Annotated in this window: 17 protein-coding genes and 1 pseudogene; 2 read left to right on the forward strand and 16 right to left on the reverse strand. The window is 40.4% G+C overall.

The annotated features are described in order from the left end of the window. Nucleotides 1-6 precede the first annotated feature (6 nt). From ACWPV5_RS09265 to ACWPV5_RS09320, 12 genes and pseudogenes are all read right to left on the reverse strand, one after another. Complete coding sequence (locus ACWPV5_RS09265; RefSeq protein WP_454383578.1) at nt 7-735, reverse strand: segregation/condensation protein A; 729 nt, start codon at nt 733-735, stop codon at nt 7-9. Further along, nucleotides 735-1469, reverse strand: coding sequence for a site-specific tyrosine recombinase XerD (xerD, locus tag ACWPV5_RS09270; protein WP_320045610.1), 735 nt, complete (start codon nt 1467-1469; stop codon nt 735-737). The genes ACWPV5_RS09265 and xerD overlap by 1 nt, the downstream gene beginning before the upstream one ends. Further along, complete coding sequence (gene cbpB, locus ACWPV5_RS09275) at nt 1466-1927, reverse strand: cyclic-di-AMP-binding protein CbpB (protein ID WP_454383580.1); 462 nt, start codon at nt 1925-1927, stop codon at nt 1466-1468. The genes xerD and cbpB overlap by 4 nt, the downstream gene beginning before the upstream one ends. Continuing rightward, nucleotides 1924-2445, reverse strand: coding sequence for a metallophosphoesterase (locus ACWPV5_RS09280; protein ID WP_454383582.1), 522 nt, complete (start codon nt 2443-2445; stop codon nt 1924-1926). Before ACWPV5_RS09280 ends, cbpB begins: the two co-directional genes overlap by 4 nt. Continuing rightward, nucleotides 2421-3392, reverse strand: coding sequence for a nucleoside-triphosphate diphosphatase (locus ACWPV5_RS09285; RefSeq protein ID WP_261038644.1), 972 nt, complete (start codon nt 3390-3392; stop codon nt 2421-2423). The genes ACWPV5_RS09280 and ACWPV5_RS09285 overlap by 25 nt, the downstream gene beginning before the upstream one ends. Further along, on the reverse strand, nt 3389-4183 hold the full coding sequence (gene racE / locus ACWPV5_RS09290) for a glutamate racemase (protein ID WP_000370376.1): 795 nt from the start codon (nt 4181-4183) through the stop codon (nt 3389-3391). The genes ACWPV5_RS09285 and racE overlap by 4 nt, the downstream gene beginning before the upstream one ends. Nucleotides 4184-4382: 199 nt before the next feature. Further along, a complete protein-coding gene (locus tag ACWPV5_RS09295) occupies nt 4383-4631 on the reverse strand; it encodes a YneF family protein (RefSeq protein WP_000364990.1) in 249 nt (82 codons plus the stop codon). A gap of 325 nt (nt 4632-4956) precedes the next feature. Beyond that, a complete protein-coding gene (locus ACWPV5_RS09300) occupies nt 4957-5760 on the reverse strand; it encodes an ABC transporter ATP-binding protein (RefSeq protein ID WP_454383599.1) in 804 nt (267 codons plus the stop codon). A 12-nt stretch (nt 5761-5772) separates the two neighbouring features. Beyond that, complete coding sequence (locus tag ACWPV5_RS09305; protein ID WP_261071734.1) at nt 5773-6666, reverse strand: ABC transporter permease subunit; 894 nt, start codon at nt 6664-6666, stop codon at nt 5773-5775. Between the two features lie 11 nt (nt 6667-6677). Further along, nucleotides 6678-7655, reverse strand: coding sequence for an ABC transporter substrate binding protein (locus tag ACWPV5_RS09310; protein WP_454383601.1), 978 nt, complete (start codon nt 7653-7655; stop codon nt 6678-6680). Between the two features lie 391 nt (nt 7656-8046). After that, nucleotides 8047-8166: pseudogene (locus ACWPV5_RS09315) on the reverse strand (IS630 family transposase); the annotation flags it as partial. Between the two features lie 202 nt (nt 8167-8368). Further along, nucleotides 8369-9994, reverse strand: a complete 1626-nt coding sequence (locus tag ACWPV5_RS09320; protein WP_261070603.1) for a malolactic enzyme — start codon at nt 9992-9994, stop codon at nt 8369-8371. Between the two features lie 273 nt (nt 9995-10267). On the opposite strand from ACWPV5_RS09320, the gene ACWPV5_RS09325 reads away from it, so the two are divergent. Further along, complete coding sequence (locus ACWPV5_RS09325) at nt 10268-10618, forward strand: helix-turn-helix domain-containing protein (RefSeq protein WP_454383603.1); 351 nt, start codon at nt 10268-10270, stop codon at nt 10616-10618. Nucleotides 10619-10745: 127 nt separating this feature from the next. Continuing rightward, nucleotides 10746-11624 (forward strand): LysR family transcriptional regulator, encoded by an 879-nt coding sequence (locus tag ACWPV5_RS09330; protein ID WP_454383605.1) that lies wholly within the window; start codon nt 10746-10748, stop codon nt 11622-11624. Nucleotides 11625-12038: 414 nt separating this feature from the next. Here the strand turns inward: ACWPV5_RS09330 and ACWPV5_RS09335 are convergent, their stop codons facing one another. The 4 genes from ACWPV5_RS09335 to ACWPV5_RS09350 are packed head-to-tail and all read right to left on the reverse strand — an operon-like array spanning nt 12039 to nt 16474. Continuing rightward, a complete protein-coding gene (locus tag ACWPV5_RS09335; RefSeq protein WP_001291288.1) occupies nt 12039-12965 on the reverse strand; it encodes an ATP-binding cassette domain-containing protein in 927 nt (308 codons plus the stop codon). A gap of 10 nt (nt 12966-12975) precedes the next feature. Further along, nucleotides 12976-14043, reverse strand: a complete 1068-nt coding sequence (locus ACWPV5_RS09340; protein WP_000159550.1) for an ABC transporter ATP-binding protein — start codon at nt 14041-14043, stop codon at nt 12976-12978. 8 nt (nt 14044-14051) lie between these two features. Then, complete coding sequence (oppC, locus tag ACWPV5_RS09345) at nt 14052-14978, reverse strand: oligopeptide ABC transporter permease OppC (protein ID WP_000103691.1); 927 nt, start codon at nt 14976-14978, stop codon at nt 14052-14054. Further along, nucleotides 14978-16474, reverse strand: coding sequence for an ABC transporter permease (locus tag ACWPV5_RS09350; RefSeq protein ID WP_454383608.1), 1497 nt, complete (start codon nt 16472-16474; stop codon nt 14978-14980). The genes oppC and ACWPV5_RS09350 overlap by 1 nt, the downstream gene beginning before the upstream one ends. Nucleotides 16475-16530: the final 56 nt, after the last annotated feature.

Consider the following 16530-nt stretch of genomic DNA (forward strand, 5'->3'; position numbering starts at 1 on the left):
TCAAGTCTAGCTTTGGGCAACTTGACTTTCTTCTTTCTTTTCCATGAGATAGATATCTCCGAAACTTTCCTCTTGCACAAGAATCAGCTCCTGGGTTTTGATTAACTCTAGGGTTGCCAAAAAGAGGGTGATGACCTCTTGGACATTCTGGGCTTCCTTAAACAAATCCTGCAAGCACAACTGGTCTCGTCCAGCCAAGGACTCTTTCACGATAACCATCATATCCTCAATCTTATACTCATCCCGCAAGATAGTCGTGTGATTTTGTGCAAACTCCTCTTTTTTCTTGGCTAGGATATTTGAAAAAGCTAAAAAAAGGTCAATGGTCGTCTTGTCATGCACAAGCTCCGCATCTTCGTAAATCAACTCTGTCGGTACTTTGGAATAGTACTGGGCCCGTTCTTGGTGCTTGGCTTCCAAGCGCTCCCCCAAGAGCTTAAACCTGCGGTATTCTTCGATTTGAGAGAGAAGGTCCTGCTCCAGGTCATCCTCCAAGTCTATCACTTCTGCCACCTTTGGCAAGAGCTTACGGCTCTTGATCAGCATGAGCTGACTGGCCATGACCATGTACTCGCCCGTCACTTCCAGACGCATGGCCTGCAGGGTTGAGACATAGGCTAGATACTGTTCGATGACTTCCGTAATGGGCACATCGTAGATATCCATCTGGTACTTAGAAACCAGGTGCAAGAGCAAGTCCAGGGGCCCTTCAAAATCTTTTAATTTAATATCCATTATCTATATTTTTCTAAAGTCAGGACTGTTTTTAATCCCAATTTTTTTGCAATTTCGTACAAATCGACCTTCTTTTCAATTTGTCGTAGAATGAACTGTTCCCGCAAGGCTTGAGCGGATAAGGTTGAGAAACCTTTCTCCTTGACAAAGGACTCTAGCTGACGGAAGGCCCACTGACGGGAATAGGCTTTCCCTGCCCTTTCAAAGAGATAGGTCTGGCCCATCAAGGGTTCCAACTCTGAAAGCAAGGTTGTAGGAATGGTGACAATCCTCTGTTGGGAAGCCTTCTTGATTCGCAACACTTGAAAGTCCAGATTGATATCCGCAACCTTGAGAGCTAAAATCTCACTCGGCAAGAGTCCCGTTTCTAGGATTAAGAGCGCTAGCAAGCGACCCTCTGAATAGTCACTTTCTTGCCAAAAAGAGTCTAGGTCTAACAGTTCTGGCTTTTCGGTCTTCTTTTCAGCTTGTTTAGCTAATTCTAAGCGGTAAAAGCTGTCCACCTCTCCTTTTTGATAGAGAAAGTAGAGAAATTGGTTACAGGCCGAAATCTTTCGCTTCTGGGCGCTGATTTTTAGATTGGCTAGCTGGGCTTGGTAAATCTTGAGACTAGTCTCAGAAATCCGCTCGCCTACAATGTCTAAAAATTGCTCCAAATCATACTTATAGGACTGCTTGGAATTGGCAGATAAGCCCTGCTTTTCTTCTAAAAAGGCTGAAATCCTGTCTCTCATTTGCATCGAATCTCATATTCCTTACTAAAGCCATGCAAGAGGGCATTGACTGCCTTGAGGATAGACTTGCGCGTGATAATTCCTTGGAAAATACCAGACGCATCCACAACCGGCAAGAAGGACTCATCTACCAGCTTGTGCAAGACCTCCGTAATGGTAAAATCAGGCGAGACGACCGCTACGTCCGTTCTCGTCATATGAACAATATCCGTATCTGCCATAATTTCTTGACTCAAGTCATGCTCCATCTGATAAGCCATAATATCTCTGAGCCCAATAGTTCCAACAAACTGTCTTTCATCTGTCACAACAGGAACACGAGTATAGGTCATCTGACTGAGCAAGAGGGTCGCGTGATCTGCATTGTGGGTATCAATCAACACAGCTAGATTTTCAGCAGGGGTCAAAAAAGTTTCTTCTTGTCCCAACAAGAAAGTCTCAAACTCCTTGGCAATCATCGGCTAAACTCCTTGGACAAGCCCGGATACACCTCATGGTCTCGTGTCAAAAAGTCCACTTTAAAATAACTGTCATCAATCTCCACACGAGCATAGAGACATTCTTTGATGGTCCCACGTGGTTGACTGATGGAACCTGGATTTAGAAAGAGGGTCTTACCTTCCATCCAAGCGCTTGGCACATGCAAGTGACCATAGAGGCAGATATCGGCCTCTTCCTCCTGAGCCCAGTAGTCCAACTTTTGAAAATTGAAATTAATGTCAAACAAGTGACCATGAGTTTGGATAATCTTGGTCGAACCAAGCTCAGTCACCAACCGTTCTGGGTAGCCAGCGTAGAAGTCCATGTTTCCTTTAACAACGCGGATGCCTTCCCAAAGGGGAGAATCCGGACGCAGTTCAGAATCGCCGTTATGAAAAACGGCGTCAACTTTGCCCACATAGCGATCACGGATTTCTTCCACAATCAAGCTATCGCCATGGGAATCGCTCATTACAATGATGGTTTGCTTTGCCATGATGGAAATACCTCCAAAAGTTTCTTAACGGCTAAGGCACGGTGAGATTGGCTATTTTTTTCTTCAAGGGTTAATTCAGCTGAGGACTTACCTGTCTCTCCTACAAGGAAGAGAGGATCGTAACCAAATCCATTTTCACCCTTAGGTTCAAAGTTAATGTAGCCAGGCCAGTCTGCTTCAACAACCAAGCTTTCCTTGTTTGGACTGGCTACGACTAAGGTTGTATGGAATTGAGCAGAGCGGTCCTTGAGTTCAAAGACCATGGCCAATTCGTGCAAGAGTTTAGCATTGTTTTCACGATCAGTTGCTCCCACACCTGCAAAACGAGCTGACCAGACACCTGGCAAGCCACCTAGAACATCGACTTTGAGCCCAGAATCATCTGCCAGAACCATCTTGCCCGTTAATTGAGAAATAGTTTCTGCCTTGAGACGGGCATTTTCTTCAAAGGTCATGCCTGTTTCTGCTACTTCAGGCAGGTCAGGATAGTCATTGAGATTTTCCACATCGTAGCCTAGCTTGTCAAAGATTGCTCGAAATTCCTTGGTCTTGCCTTCGTTACGAGTCGCAATCAACAAGGTTTCTCTGACCTTGTTTGTCTCAAAGAAATCATGAACATTGACCCCTTCTTTGGGCAATTCCACATACAAAAGTTGGCCATTTTCAACCAAGAGCAGAGCCCCTTGTCGTTGAATGACTTCCATGTTTCGTCCCATCTCTTGGTTTAGTATATCTACCACAAAAGACAATAAACGGTAGCGAGAACCATAGCGTAAAACAGTAACTGAAATCGGGAAACCTCGTTCCTCGTCTCGAAAGATTTTGGCCAATCCAACCAGAGGGAAATCCAAGTCTTCATCAGTCAACGTCCGGACGCCACCAAAAATAGCATAGGACCCGACATACCAGTCCTGATCATCCTTGTATTCATAAATTTTATTTGTCATAATTCTACATGCTCCACATGAATCTCTTTTTCCAGCCATTCTTCACCAATTTGTGCAAAACTTTGGCTGCTGGCTGTTGTGTAAAAACGGTGATGGAGTGGTCCGGCATCGCGACCACGATTGATTTCAAAATAATTGAGTAAGACTGAGATGTCCCGTACGCACTCTGCCCCACTATCGATAAGTTGAACCTTGGGCCCCATGACATTTTGAATAATAGGTCTGAGCAGTGGATAATGGGTACAACCCAAAATCAGGCTATCCACCTTTCCAACCAAGGGACGCAAGGTTTCATAGACCACTTTCTTGGTGACACTTGTTGACAGGGCACCCGACTCCACCAAGGGAGCAAACTTGGGACAGGCCAAACTCTCCACCTGTAAGTCCGGATCCAGATCATGGATTTTCTGACGGTAGATGTCTGATTGTACCGTCATGGGTGTTCCAATGACTCCGATTTTCCCACCTTGACTGGACTTGATAGCTGCCGAAGCTCCTGGCAAAATCACACCTAGGACAGGAATATCTAGTTGAGCCTTGATTTCTTCCCAGACGACCGCAGTCGCAGTGTTACATGCAATGACAATCATTTTGACATCCTTGGTCAAGAGAAAGTTGACCAACTGCCAAGTATATTCACGAATTTGCTCAGCAGGACGGGGACCATAAGGCGCCCGAGCCGAATCTCCAATATAGACGATTTCTTCATGGGGAAGCTGGCGCATGAGCTCGCGCACAACGGTCAAGCCCCCGACACCCGAATCCAAAAAACCAATTGGTCGATTATCCATACAGTTTTCTTTCTAGTCTTTTTTCTGATTGATAGTTCATTATGATTATTGATCCTTATGAACTGAAGGACAGCCTAATCAACAACTATCTCTCTTAATCATAATCAAATATCAATAGAATGCAAGGAAAAAGTCTCATCCCTAAACCATAACCAACATAGTGAGAAGTCTGGAACTTTCATCCCAGACTTTTCCTTATTTATTTTTTCTTTTTATTGTTAGCAAGGGCTGCTTTTTGTTGGCGGATGATTTGGTGGTAAACTTGTTGTACCTTAGCTTCGCTTGGTTTTTGACCATTTGCACTCAAAAGAGTACGAACTGCTTCAGCATTCAAACGTGGGTTGTCAGCGAATTCTTTTTCAATTTGCTTACGAACCAAGTACATTCCTCCAAGAGCTCCTCCTAGAAAAGCTAGCACAATCAATACAATTGCTAAAAGTAAATCCATCATTTTTCTCCTGTTTCTTTTTGAGTCTCTTTCATTATACCACAAACTAGCCACCCTGACCAGTTTGTTTTACGCTTTCAGGGATGGAATAGACAGCAAAAAGAACCCTGCTTTTCTGCAAAAGAGGGCTCCTTACTGAGTTTATACTCACTGAAAATCAAAGATCAAACTAGGAAGCTAGTCGCAGGCTGCTCAAAACACTGTTTTAAGGTTGCAGATAGAGCTAACGTGGTTTGAAGAGATTTTCGAAGAGTATTAATTTCATATTTCTGCCTATCCATTTGTACTAATAAAAGACTGAGACACTAGATCTCAGCCTTTTTCTTTATCCCAAAACTAATTCATCACTGACTAGACTTTGGCCACTATTTTTCTGGAAGAGATGCATGAGATCTTCAACTGTCAGATGCTTTTTCTCTTCTCCCTTAACATCCACCACTATCTTGCCTTGATAGAGCATAATGAGACGATTTCCGTACTCAATCGCATGGTTCATATCATGGGTAATCATCAAAGTCGTCAACTGATGGTGTTCCACAATCTTTTGCGTCAAGTCCATCACCATTTGACTAGTTTTCGGGTCAAGTGCCGCAGTGTGTTCATCCAAAAGTAAAAGTTTGGGTTTCACCAGAGCTGCCATGACTAGGGTCAAAGCCTGTCTTTGTCCTCCTGAGAGATATTGAGTATCTACTTTTAAGCGATTTTCAAGGCCGACATTCAACTCTTTTAAGGCCTCTTGGAACTGGATTCTGTCCTTCTCCTTCACACCCCAGCCAAGCCCTCTCTTCTGCCCACGTCTCAAGGCAATAGCCATATTCTCCTCAATCGTCAAACGAGAAGCCGTTCCCATCTTAGGATCTTGAAAAACACGAGCGATATCCTTGGCTCTCTTTCTTACACTCAGATTTTTAATGGATTTGCCTGCCAATAAAAGGTCCCCTTCGTCCACCGATAGATTGCCAGCCAAGATATTCATCAAAGTGGATTTCCCTGCTCCATTTCCACCAATCACAGAGATAAAATCTCCCTCTTCAACCTCTAAATCTAATCCTTTGAGGACATGGTTCTCATTGACCGTCCCTGCTTCAAATATTTTGTGAATATTTTCAAGCGTTAACAAACTTGCCATAACTTTCTCCTCCTATTCATTTCTCAATTTCAGACCACGAATCTTTAATCTCTTTTGCAATTCTGGTGCAAATAAAACTAAGGCTAGCAAGATTGCATTAAAGAGACGAACCAGATTTTGATCTAGATTTGGAATTTCATAGATATTTAAAATAATCAAACGGTAAACAATAGCACCGATTCCGATGGATAACAAGCGGCCTCCAATGGTCAAGTCGTGTATCAAGACTTCCGCAATAATGACTGCACTCAAACCAACAACAATGGTTCCTGTCCCAGAAGTCACATCTGAAAATCCATCATTTTGGGCGAACAAGGAACCACATAGGGCAATCAAGCCGTTTGAAATCATGTAACCAACAATCTTCATGGTATCTACATTGACCCCATTGGCCTCACTCATCGGGATATTGTCACCAGTCGAACGCAAAACCAAGCCAATCTCTGTTTTCATCAAAAGAGTCAAGACCAAACAAACAAGTAAGAGACAGGCCAAACTGAATGAGAAAACAGCTTCTTCATTTGTCAGTCCCAAGCTCGCCAACTGTTTAAAGACAGTTGCAGAATCTCCCAAGGAAAGATTAGGCACGCTTCCCATGATTTTAATATTGATGGAATAAAGCCCTGTCAAGGTCACAATCCCTGTCAAGAGAGCTGGAATTTTCATCTTGGTATGGAGCATTCCTGATACAAGACCTGCTACCATACCTGCCAGCAAAGCAAGTAAGGTCGCAATCCAAGGATTTATCCCTGCCTGTATCTGAGATACGACGACAGCCGCCCCAAGTGGAAAGGCACCTTCAGCAGTCATATCCGCAATATCCAAAATACGGAAAGTCAAGTAAACCCCAATCGCCATAATCGACCACAATAAACCTTCTGATAAACTAGATAATACAAAATTCATCTTAAACCTCCTTATTCCTTGCCTTCTAACTTACTAATATCAATTCCCAATGCATCTGCCATTTCTTGATTTGTATGTAATTCCAGTTTTTCAGGCAACTCAACTGCTATATTTTCTGACTTCTCACCTTTTAAGACACGAACCAGCATTCTTGCTGTCTGACGTCCCAATTCTTCATAATTGGTTCCGTAGTTATACAGGCCACCAACCGCAACCATTTCTGTTGAACCACCGAATACTGGAACCTTGTGTTTAATAGAAACCTGCTTGACTGTTTCCATGGTTGATGAAATGATATTATCCGTTGGTACAAAAACCATATCCACCTCTGCCATCAAGCTTTCTGCAGCCGCCTTGACGTTGTTACTGTCCAAGATTGTTTTTTCAACAACGGTAAAGCCTTTTTCTTCCAGAAGGCGCTTAGCTTCATCCTTTTGTACAACTGAGTTTGGCTCGCTCTGAGTATAAAGAATTCCAATTGTTTTAGCTTTTGGCAGGACTTTCTTTATCAAATTGATTTGAGTTGAAATAGCATCTGATGACTGGTCGCTTGTCCCAGTTACATTGCCCCCAGGATGTTCTCTTGACTCAACTAGCTTGGCACTGACAGGATCTGTTACCGCTGAAAAGATAACCGGTGTCGTTTGCGTTGTATTGGCCAGGCTCTGAGCAGAAGGCGTTGCGATAGCTAGAACGACATCACTAGATTCTGCTAGCTGCTGAGAAATAGTTTTTAGATTTCTTTGCTCACCCTGTGCATTTTGCAAATCAATCTCAATATTTTTCCCATCAACATAGCCTTGTTTGGCTAGCTCATCCACAAAACCTTCTCTAGTAGCGTCTAGGGACTGGTGAGTAATAAATTGCGAAATACCGATACGAAACACATCTTTTTTCTTATCTGCCTTCAACTGATGCAAACTGATCAGAGAGGTCAAGAGGATCCCCACTACCAAGAGGGAGGCTAGTAATTTTCGAACAACTTTCATAATGAAACTCCTTCTCAGAAAAGATAAAACAAAAAACCGCCTAGATACTATCTAAACGGATGCTTGAAATAATCTAACAAGTTACAACTTAGCTAGTCCATTTAGATATTCATCTATATGGACCACAATCAAAAATCTTAGCCACATAGATACAAACAAATTGCTTGAACTGTTTGCATCCATGGTGACATGTCTACAAACACTATCTAAAGTAGCTAAAGTAAAAGTTTTGATTCATCGTTACAGCTTGTCTCTTATTCATTTCTTTTTCTGCTTTCTTTTTTGATGTTTCCTATCTTACCACCTTTTTTATCAGCTGTCAAGAATATTTCAGAATTTTTTAAAATTTTTCGAAAATTCTTTCATAATTCTTTCAATTCTTTTAGGATAATTTCAAAGATTTGCCCATTAGATAAAATAGAACGATTTGAAGACTTTTATGGTATTCAGTTGTACTAGAGTTTTTTAAAAGTGTTTTGATGGCTTGTATTTCTTCTTTGGTTGATTTCATATCACTATTATATAATGCGTTTTGATTTTAGTATAGTATTAAACTGACTCTTGGCAGTCGGACAAAAAATCGACAGTTATTTTATACTGTTTAAAACCAATAGTCAATACGACAATCTCTTTACTTTTCGGTTATCAACTCTGTAGATTGCTAACATATCCAAAATAAGCCAAGTATCCCGAGGATAGGCAACAGAAATGAATTATTTATACTCTGGATACCACTTCAAATCACGAACTGCTTTGGCCATATCTGTTTCCTTAGCGCGTGCAAGACCTTGCTCTTGTGCTTTTTTAGCGACTGCTTCTGCTACTTTAATAGAAACATCTGCTACATACTTGAATGGTGGCAAGACAGGAGCTCCTGGTTGACCTGGATTGACAATACCACTCAATGAATGCGCCGCTGCTCCAATCATTTCATCGGTCAAAAGACTTGCTTCAGAAGCCAGCATACCTAGACCAAGACCTGGGTAAATCAGGGCATTATTTGCTTGACCAATCACATAGTCTACACCTTTATAAGAAACCGTATCGGCAGGAATTCCTGTTGCGACAAAAGCTTTGCCATCTGACCATTCAATCAAATCTTTGGCACTAGCTTCTGCCAATTTAGTTGGATTTGACAAAGGGAAGATCATTGGACGTTCTGTGTTTTCACACATAGCTTCTACTATTTCTTTAGTGAAGGTATTAGGCTGAGTTGAAGTTCCTACAAGAATGGTTGGCTTCACAGTCTTCACTACTTCAAGCAGGTCAGTCAACTTATCTGCGTTACTAAAGTCAGCACGTTTCTTAGCAAATGGTTTTTGCTCTGGTGTCAAGTCATCCATGTCATCAAAGAGAAGACCTTGTTTATCAACCATAAAGAAACGTTTATAGGCTTCTTCTTCAGAAAGACCTTCACTTACCATTTCACGAAGAACACGAGAGGCAATTCCTGCACCCGCAGTACCACCACCATAGCAGAGATAAACTTGATCTGTTAATTTTTCACCACTAATATCCAGCGAACCAAAGATACCACCCAAGGTAACGATTCCTGTACCTTGAATATCGTCATTAAAGGTCGGAATTTGTTTCCGGTATTTTTCAAGAATATTGGCAGCATTCAAGCGGCCGAAGTCTTCCCAGTGAAGGTAGAGTTTAGGAAAGAGACGTTCTGCTGTTTGAACAAATTGGTCAATGAAGTCGTAGTAACGATCTCCGCGGACCCGTTCGTGACGATTTCCTAAGTAATTAGGATTGTTACAAAGTTCTTCACGGTTAGTCCCTGCATCAATGACTAAAGGAAGGACCATCGAAGGATCGATTCCAGCAGCACCCGTATAGACCATCAATTTCCCAACAGAAATATCGACACCATTTGTTCCCCAGTCGCCAATTCCAAGGATTCCTTCTGCATCTGTTACAACAATGAGACGAATCTCGCGATCCCCGGCAGCGTTTTTCAAAGTAGCTTCAATATTTTCAGGATGATTAATATCAAGATATCCCGCATATTGGGGATCTACAAAAAAATCACTATAACCTTCAATCGTATCTGCAATGGTTGGATCATATACAATTGGATTGAATTCTTCCAAATGTTGAGAAAAGAGGTAATAGAAAAGAGTCCTGTTGGTATTAAAAATTTCCATTAGGAAAAGACGTTTTTCCAAATCATTGGCTTTTGTTTGCATTTGTGCATAAGTTTGCGCCGCTTGTTCTTCAATCGTTTGAACATACGGTGGCAGTAAACCAATAAGGCCTAGTTCCTTTCGCTCCTCTAAGGTAAAGGCAGTACCTTTATTGAAGAAAGGATTGTTTAAAATATCATGTGCAGTCATAGTGCAACCTCCTTTTTACTTACATTATACCACATGAAACGAATTGTTCGTAAAACGTTGTTGTTTAAATAATACAATTGTATACGCATATGTTATAAATTTCTGAACTCATCAAACTCTCGATGATCTCTCTTTACTAAAAGTTTCGAGTAAAATAAACCAATCATACAAATTGACAATCCTAATTAAAATAAATATCATATAGGTATGTTATGTAATACTTTGTATTTTTTAAGGTGTTTTTTTGTCATATAAAACTTGTATTCTATTTATATGACAACTAAAAACTATTTACAACAATATATTTCCCAAAAAGTGAAATATTTTCGAACACAGAATAAAATGAGCCAGGAAGAACTTTCAGAACAAGCAGGACTCGGGCTTAAGTATATCAATCAACTTGAAAACCAAAATGTGAATCTGACCATTCACAGTCTTGAAAAAGTGATTGACGCACTAGAAATGACCCCAGAGGAATTTTTCAATTTTGATAGCCTTGAATCAACCTCTGATAAGAGTGACAATCTTTCACTCAAAAGAATCAACATGAAGATTAAACAACTCCCTATTGATAAACGAGAAAAGATGTTGGCCATTTTTGAGAGTATCTTAGATAATCTTTGAGATCCCTGACTCACTTACATTTTAACTGGTGAATACTCGTATAGTCAAATTGTAGGATACGGATAAAAATTATTTATCTGCTGTTTTCCACTTATTTTCCTTCTCCAACTAATGAAAGTGAGCCCATATGAATTTAAAAGATCTACAATATTTTTATGACCTCTGCCAGCTTCAATCCTATACGGAAGTAGCAAAACAACATAAAGTCAGCCAACCATCTATTTCTTATGCTTTCAAGCGCTTAGAGGAATCCTTTAACTGCAAATTGATTCACCATGACCCCTCGCATCGTTCCTTCAAGCTAACTCCTCAAGGACAAATCCTTCTAAAGCATACAGAACTGATTTTACCTGAGGTCATTTCTACTCGCAAAGAAATTAATCGCTCCTTGGCACAATACTCTACTGTAGGATTCCCTCCTATTATCATTCAATATCTCTTTGCTGCCTTAAACGAAAAAGATAAATTCGATTTTTTAAAAAAGATACGCCCTATCCGCGGTGGCTCCGTGGAGTTATTAAACCTTCTCATCAAAGGAGACCTTGATGCAAGCCTACTCGGTTTGATTGAACCTCTCAACTATCCTTCAATAGAGTCACACGAGCTATTTCATAAAGAACTGTATGTCGTTTTATCTAAGAACCATCCTTTTGCCACTGCTCCTTCCCTCGCTTTTGAAGAATTAGCAGATCAATCCTTTATACTCTTAGACGAACACTTTGTTCACCTGAAAGCTTTTGAAACGCTTAATCAAAAGTATCAAAACAAGGCAGAAATATTCTTTAAGACTGATGACATTGCCATCCTTAAAGAACTTTTAAAGAAAGGGATTGGCCTTAGTTTACTAGCTGATATCGCACTTTCTGATGAAGATGATGATTTAATAAAAATTCCGCTTATACCGAAGGATAAGATAACTTTTACAGTTTATTACGCCTACCTTAAATCAGCTACACCGTCATCAGAAGTAGAAGCCTTATTTAATCTCCTTAAATCATATGAATAGAAAAAACTCTAACTATCAATGAACTGATAGCTAGAGTTTTTTACATTGTAGATATTAGACTCAATGAAAATCAAAAAGCAAACTAGGAAGCTAACCTCAGGTTGCTCAAAACACTGTTTTGAGGTGGCAGATAGAGCTGACGTGGTTTGAAGAGATTTTCGAAGAGTATTAGACTATAGTAGATTGAAGCTAGAGTAATACGCCGTGACTTCTAAAACTTTTCTAGAAATTAATTTGACTTTCCTAATAAAGTTGTTCAGATTTTATTTCATCTCACTATAATTCAATGATTTTCTAAGAATTCTATTTCTTTCGAAAATTCTTTCAAGGCACTTTCAAAGATTTTCAAATCAGTCCAACAAAAAAAGGTTTATAATTCCCATAAAAATTGACATGGAAATTATAAAACCATTATTAGTTTAGTCCTTGTTGATAACGTGCCAATTCGGCTTGGTTTGCCCAAACATAGTGACCTGGACGGATTTCTACCATGGATGGCTTATCAGTCTCATAATCGTGTTGACTTGGATCGTAAACCTTCAAGACCTTCTTGCGTTCCAAGATTGGGTCTGGAATTGGTACCGCTGAAAGCAAGGCTTGAGTATATGGGTGGATTGGATTGTTAAACAATTCTTCTGTTTCGGCAACCTCTACAATAACACCCTTGTAAATAACTGCGATACGATCTGAAATAAAGCGAACGACCGACAAGTCATGGGCGATGAAGAGATAAGTCAAACCAAGTTCTTTTTGGAATTTTTTAAGCAAGTTCAAGACTTGGGCACGAACAGAAACGTCCAAGGCTGAAATGGGCTCATCCGCAATAACAAAGTCTGGTTGCATGACCAAGGCACGGGCAATACCGATACGTTGACGTTGACCACCTGAAAACTCATGAGGATAACGAGTCAAATGCTCAGCAAGCAGACCCACTTCACGAATAATATTTTTAACTTTCTCTTTACGTTCTTCTTCATCCTTAAACAGACGGTGATTGTAAAGACCTTCAGAAATAATATAATCAACAGTGGCACGTTCATTCAAACTTGCTGCAGGGTCTTGGAAAATCATCTGGATACGACGAATCAATTCCGCAGCTTGTTCACGCGATTTCTTACCATTAATCTTTTGACCATCAAAAATGATATCACCATTACTTGTGTCATTTAGACCGATTATCGCACGACCAATAGTTGTTTTCCCACTACCTGACTCACCTACAAGCGAGAAAGTTTCTCCCTTGTTGATAAAGAAGTTAGCATTTTTAACCGCGACAAACTTCTTACTTCCTTCACCGAAGGAAATTTCTAAATCTTTGATTTCTACTAATTTTTCAGACATTTCCTTCCTCCTAGTCAGCCAGATGGGCAAATCCCATTTTTTCACGGATCTTATCATGGAGATTTGCAATCACAGCTGGTTTTTCTACTTTTGGAGCATCCTCATGAAGAAGCCAAGTTTTAGCCCAATGTGTCTCTGATACTGAAAATTGAGGAGCTTTTTGTTCGAAGTCAATCTGCATTGCATAGTCAGAACGCAAGGCAAAGGCATCCCCTTTCAGGTCAGTATAAAGTGACGGAGGTGTTCCTGGGATTGAGTAAAGATCCCCTTTATCATCAGCAAGCTGAGGCAAGCTAGACAAGAGACTCCATGTATATGGATGGCGAGGGTCATAGAAGACTTCCTCAACAGTTCCATACTCAACGATTTCTCCTGCATACATAACCGCTACCTTATCCGCAATACTTGCCACCACACCAAGGTCGTGAGTGATAAAGATTGTTGTGAAATGGTACTCATTTTGTAAAGATTTTAGCAAATCAATAATCTGAGCTTGAATAGTTACATCCAAGGCAGTTGTTGGCTCATCACAGATCAAGACATCAGGTCGGCAGGCAAGGGCAATCGCAATAACGATACGTTGACGCATTCCTCCAGAATATTGGAATGGGTATTCATCAAAACGTCTATCTGCGTCTGGAATCCCAACCTTATTCATGTAGTCAATAGCCAATTCTTTCGCTTCTTTAGCTGTTTTTCCTTGGTGTTTTACAATAACTTCTGTAATCTGACTACCAATTGTTTTAATTGGGTCCAAACTAGTCATTGGGTCCTGGAAGATAGTCGCAATCTTAGCCCCACGAATTTGTTCCCAATCCTTATGAGAAGACAAGGCTGTCAAGTCCTGACCACGGTAGTCAATACTTCCTTGGGCAATGCGACCATTTTCTTCAAGCATACCTGTGAAAGTCTTTGTCAAAACAGATTTTCCTGATCCTGACTCACCTACCAAGGCTAATACCTCTCCTTCAACTAGTTCAAGAGAAACGCCACGAATGGCTGTCAATACTTTGTCACGAACGTCAAATTCCACGACAATATCGCGAGCAGTCAAAATTACATTTTTTTCTTTTGTCATTTCTACTCCTATCTATGTGTACGTGGATCACTAGCATCCGCTAAGTTTTGACCAACTACGAAAAGGGACAAGGATACCAAGACAAGAGTTGTCAATGGAATCCAGAACAAGTAAGCATTGGTTGTTACGTTTTGTGAATAATCCGAAATCAAACGACCCAAACTTGGCACTGTAATTGGTAATCCAAGACCGAAGAAAGACAAGAAGGCTTCGTATGAGATGAAGCTTGGAAGCATTTGTGTCATCGTTGTCACAATAACAGATACCAATTGAGGCATGATATTTTTGGCAACAATCTTCAAGGTTGGAGTTCCCAAAGTACGTGACGCCAAGTTGTATTCCAAATCACGATAACGCAAGATTTGCACACGGATCATGAAGGCAATCCCAATCCATGTTGTTACACTCATGGCAAAAATCAGATTCCAGAATCCAGCTCCGATTGAGTAAGTCAAGACAATGACAATCAAAAGAGATGGGATGTTTGAGATGACGTTATAAACTTCCATCATCACGCGGTCAACTGATTTTGAAATTCCCCAAATACCACCGACAAAAACACCGATAACCAAGTTAATCACTGTCGCAATCACAGAAATGAGGATAGAGTTACGAGCTCCGAACCAGACACCGTCAAAGAGAGATTTACCGTTACTGTCTGTACCGAACCAATGCTCAGCATTTGGCTTGATATAACGAGCACTAAAGTCGTTTACCTTGCTGACATCATTGAAATCAAACTTAGAAAACATTGGGTAGATGAAACTCATCAGAATGATAGCTACCAAGATTCCCAACATGACTACAGTTGATTTTTTCTTCATAAATTGTCTAAACACTGAACCCCAGTATGAATAAGCTGGCGCATCAATGGCTTCAGAGGCAAAATCGTCACGTTTTACAAACTGAAATTTTTCTTTATCGATTGTAGACATTATTTGCCTCCTTTCTCAGTCAATTTAATACGTGGGTCAATAATCGTCATCCAAATATCTCCCAAAAGAAGTGAGAAGATAGAAATACATGTAAAGATGAAGACAAGACCAACGACCATAGAGTTATTAGATGCTTTTACAGAGTCAATCAACATTTTACCCATACCTGGGAAAGCGAAGACTGTCTCAGTAAGGGTTGCACCACCGATAACCCCGATAACAGCACCAGGAATTCCTGAAACCAGTGGAACCATGGCATTTTTAAAGATGTGTTTGTTTGAAATTTCTTTTTCAGACAAACCTTTTGCACGAGCAAAACGAACAAAGTCCTGTGACTGCAAGTCAATCATGTAACGACGAATCCAAATAGCTGTACCAGGAGCACCCAACAAACCAAGGATAACTGCTGGTAAAACATACGAACGCCAATCTCCAGCACCCAAGATAGGGAATGAATCTGGTAAGCCAATTGAAGAACCAGCCAAACGAACGATGTAAACCAAGGCAATTGTTGGAAGAGCCATCAAGAAGGTCAAAGCTCCTGTTGAGAAGCTATCAATCCAAGTGTTCTTGAAGCGAGCCATTGCTGAACCAAGTGGCACAGCAATCGCATAAGAAATCACCAAACCAATCAATCCAACAACAGCAGAGCTGGCAATCATTGAAGGATATTGGTAGTTGCTTTCAGTTGCAGTATATGGGTCATCTTTTCCGTAGTTAGCTACTTCACGAGAGTCAGCCTGACTAGGTGATTTGTAGGTTCTTGAGTAAATATTTACAGAAGAAGTTTTCTTACCTGTTGGGAACTGAACTTGAGAGGTTTTTGTTTGTCCTTGTCCCTGAGTAATAACCTGTAAAACAGGGCTATTAGCATAGGTTGGATAAGAGTCACCTAAATTAATGTTCACAAAGTTTTGATGCACAAACGGGAACTGACCGTTGAAGTACAAGAGATATTTATGTTTAGTTCCTGAACCAACCAAGGACCATCCGATAGCTGGATCATTTTCAAAACGAAGGTAACGTTTCAAGTCTGGATTTTCAGGGTCTTGGATTTTATTTGTATGATCAATGTCAATCAAGTTAGCATAGAAGTGAAAAACACGTTCAAAAATTGGAATTTCACGAGTAGCGTAGAATTGGCCACTTTCAGTAAATTCTCCCAAGGTCCAACCATGACCGATTTGTTTGATGTATTTTTCATAGATAGCCTTGTTGGTGTCATTGGCTTCAACTGTTACAGAAGCATCCATCTGGCTAGCTTTTTCTTGCAACTCTTTGGTATCGTAGTACTCGATATAGCCCATACGCTCATAAACGGTATTCTCATAGTTATCACGTTTATCAGCAGTTGTTGCAATCTTGTTATAGTTGGTATCCTGTTTGAAAATCAATTTTCGAGGAACCATTGTATAGATAATCGTGTAAGTCAAGGTTGTTACTAAGAAGATAGAAACCAATGACCGCAAAACACGCATAAAAATATATTTTTTCATATCATTTCCTTTAAAAATCCCAAAAGAACCTTCTCCTCATGGAGAGAAAGTTCTAT

The sequence above is a fragment of the Streptococcus sp. Marseille-Q7156 genome, from assembly GCF_965119495.1.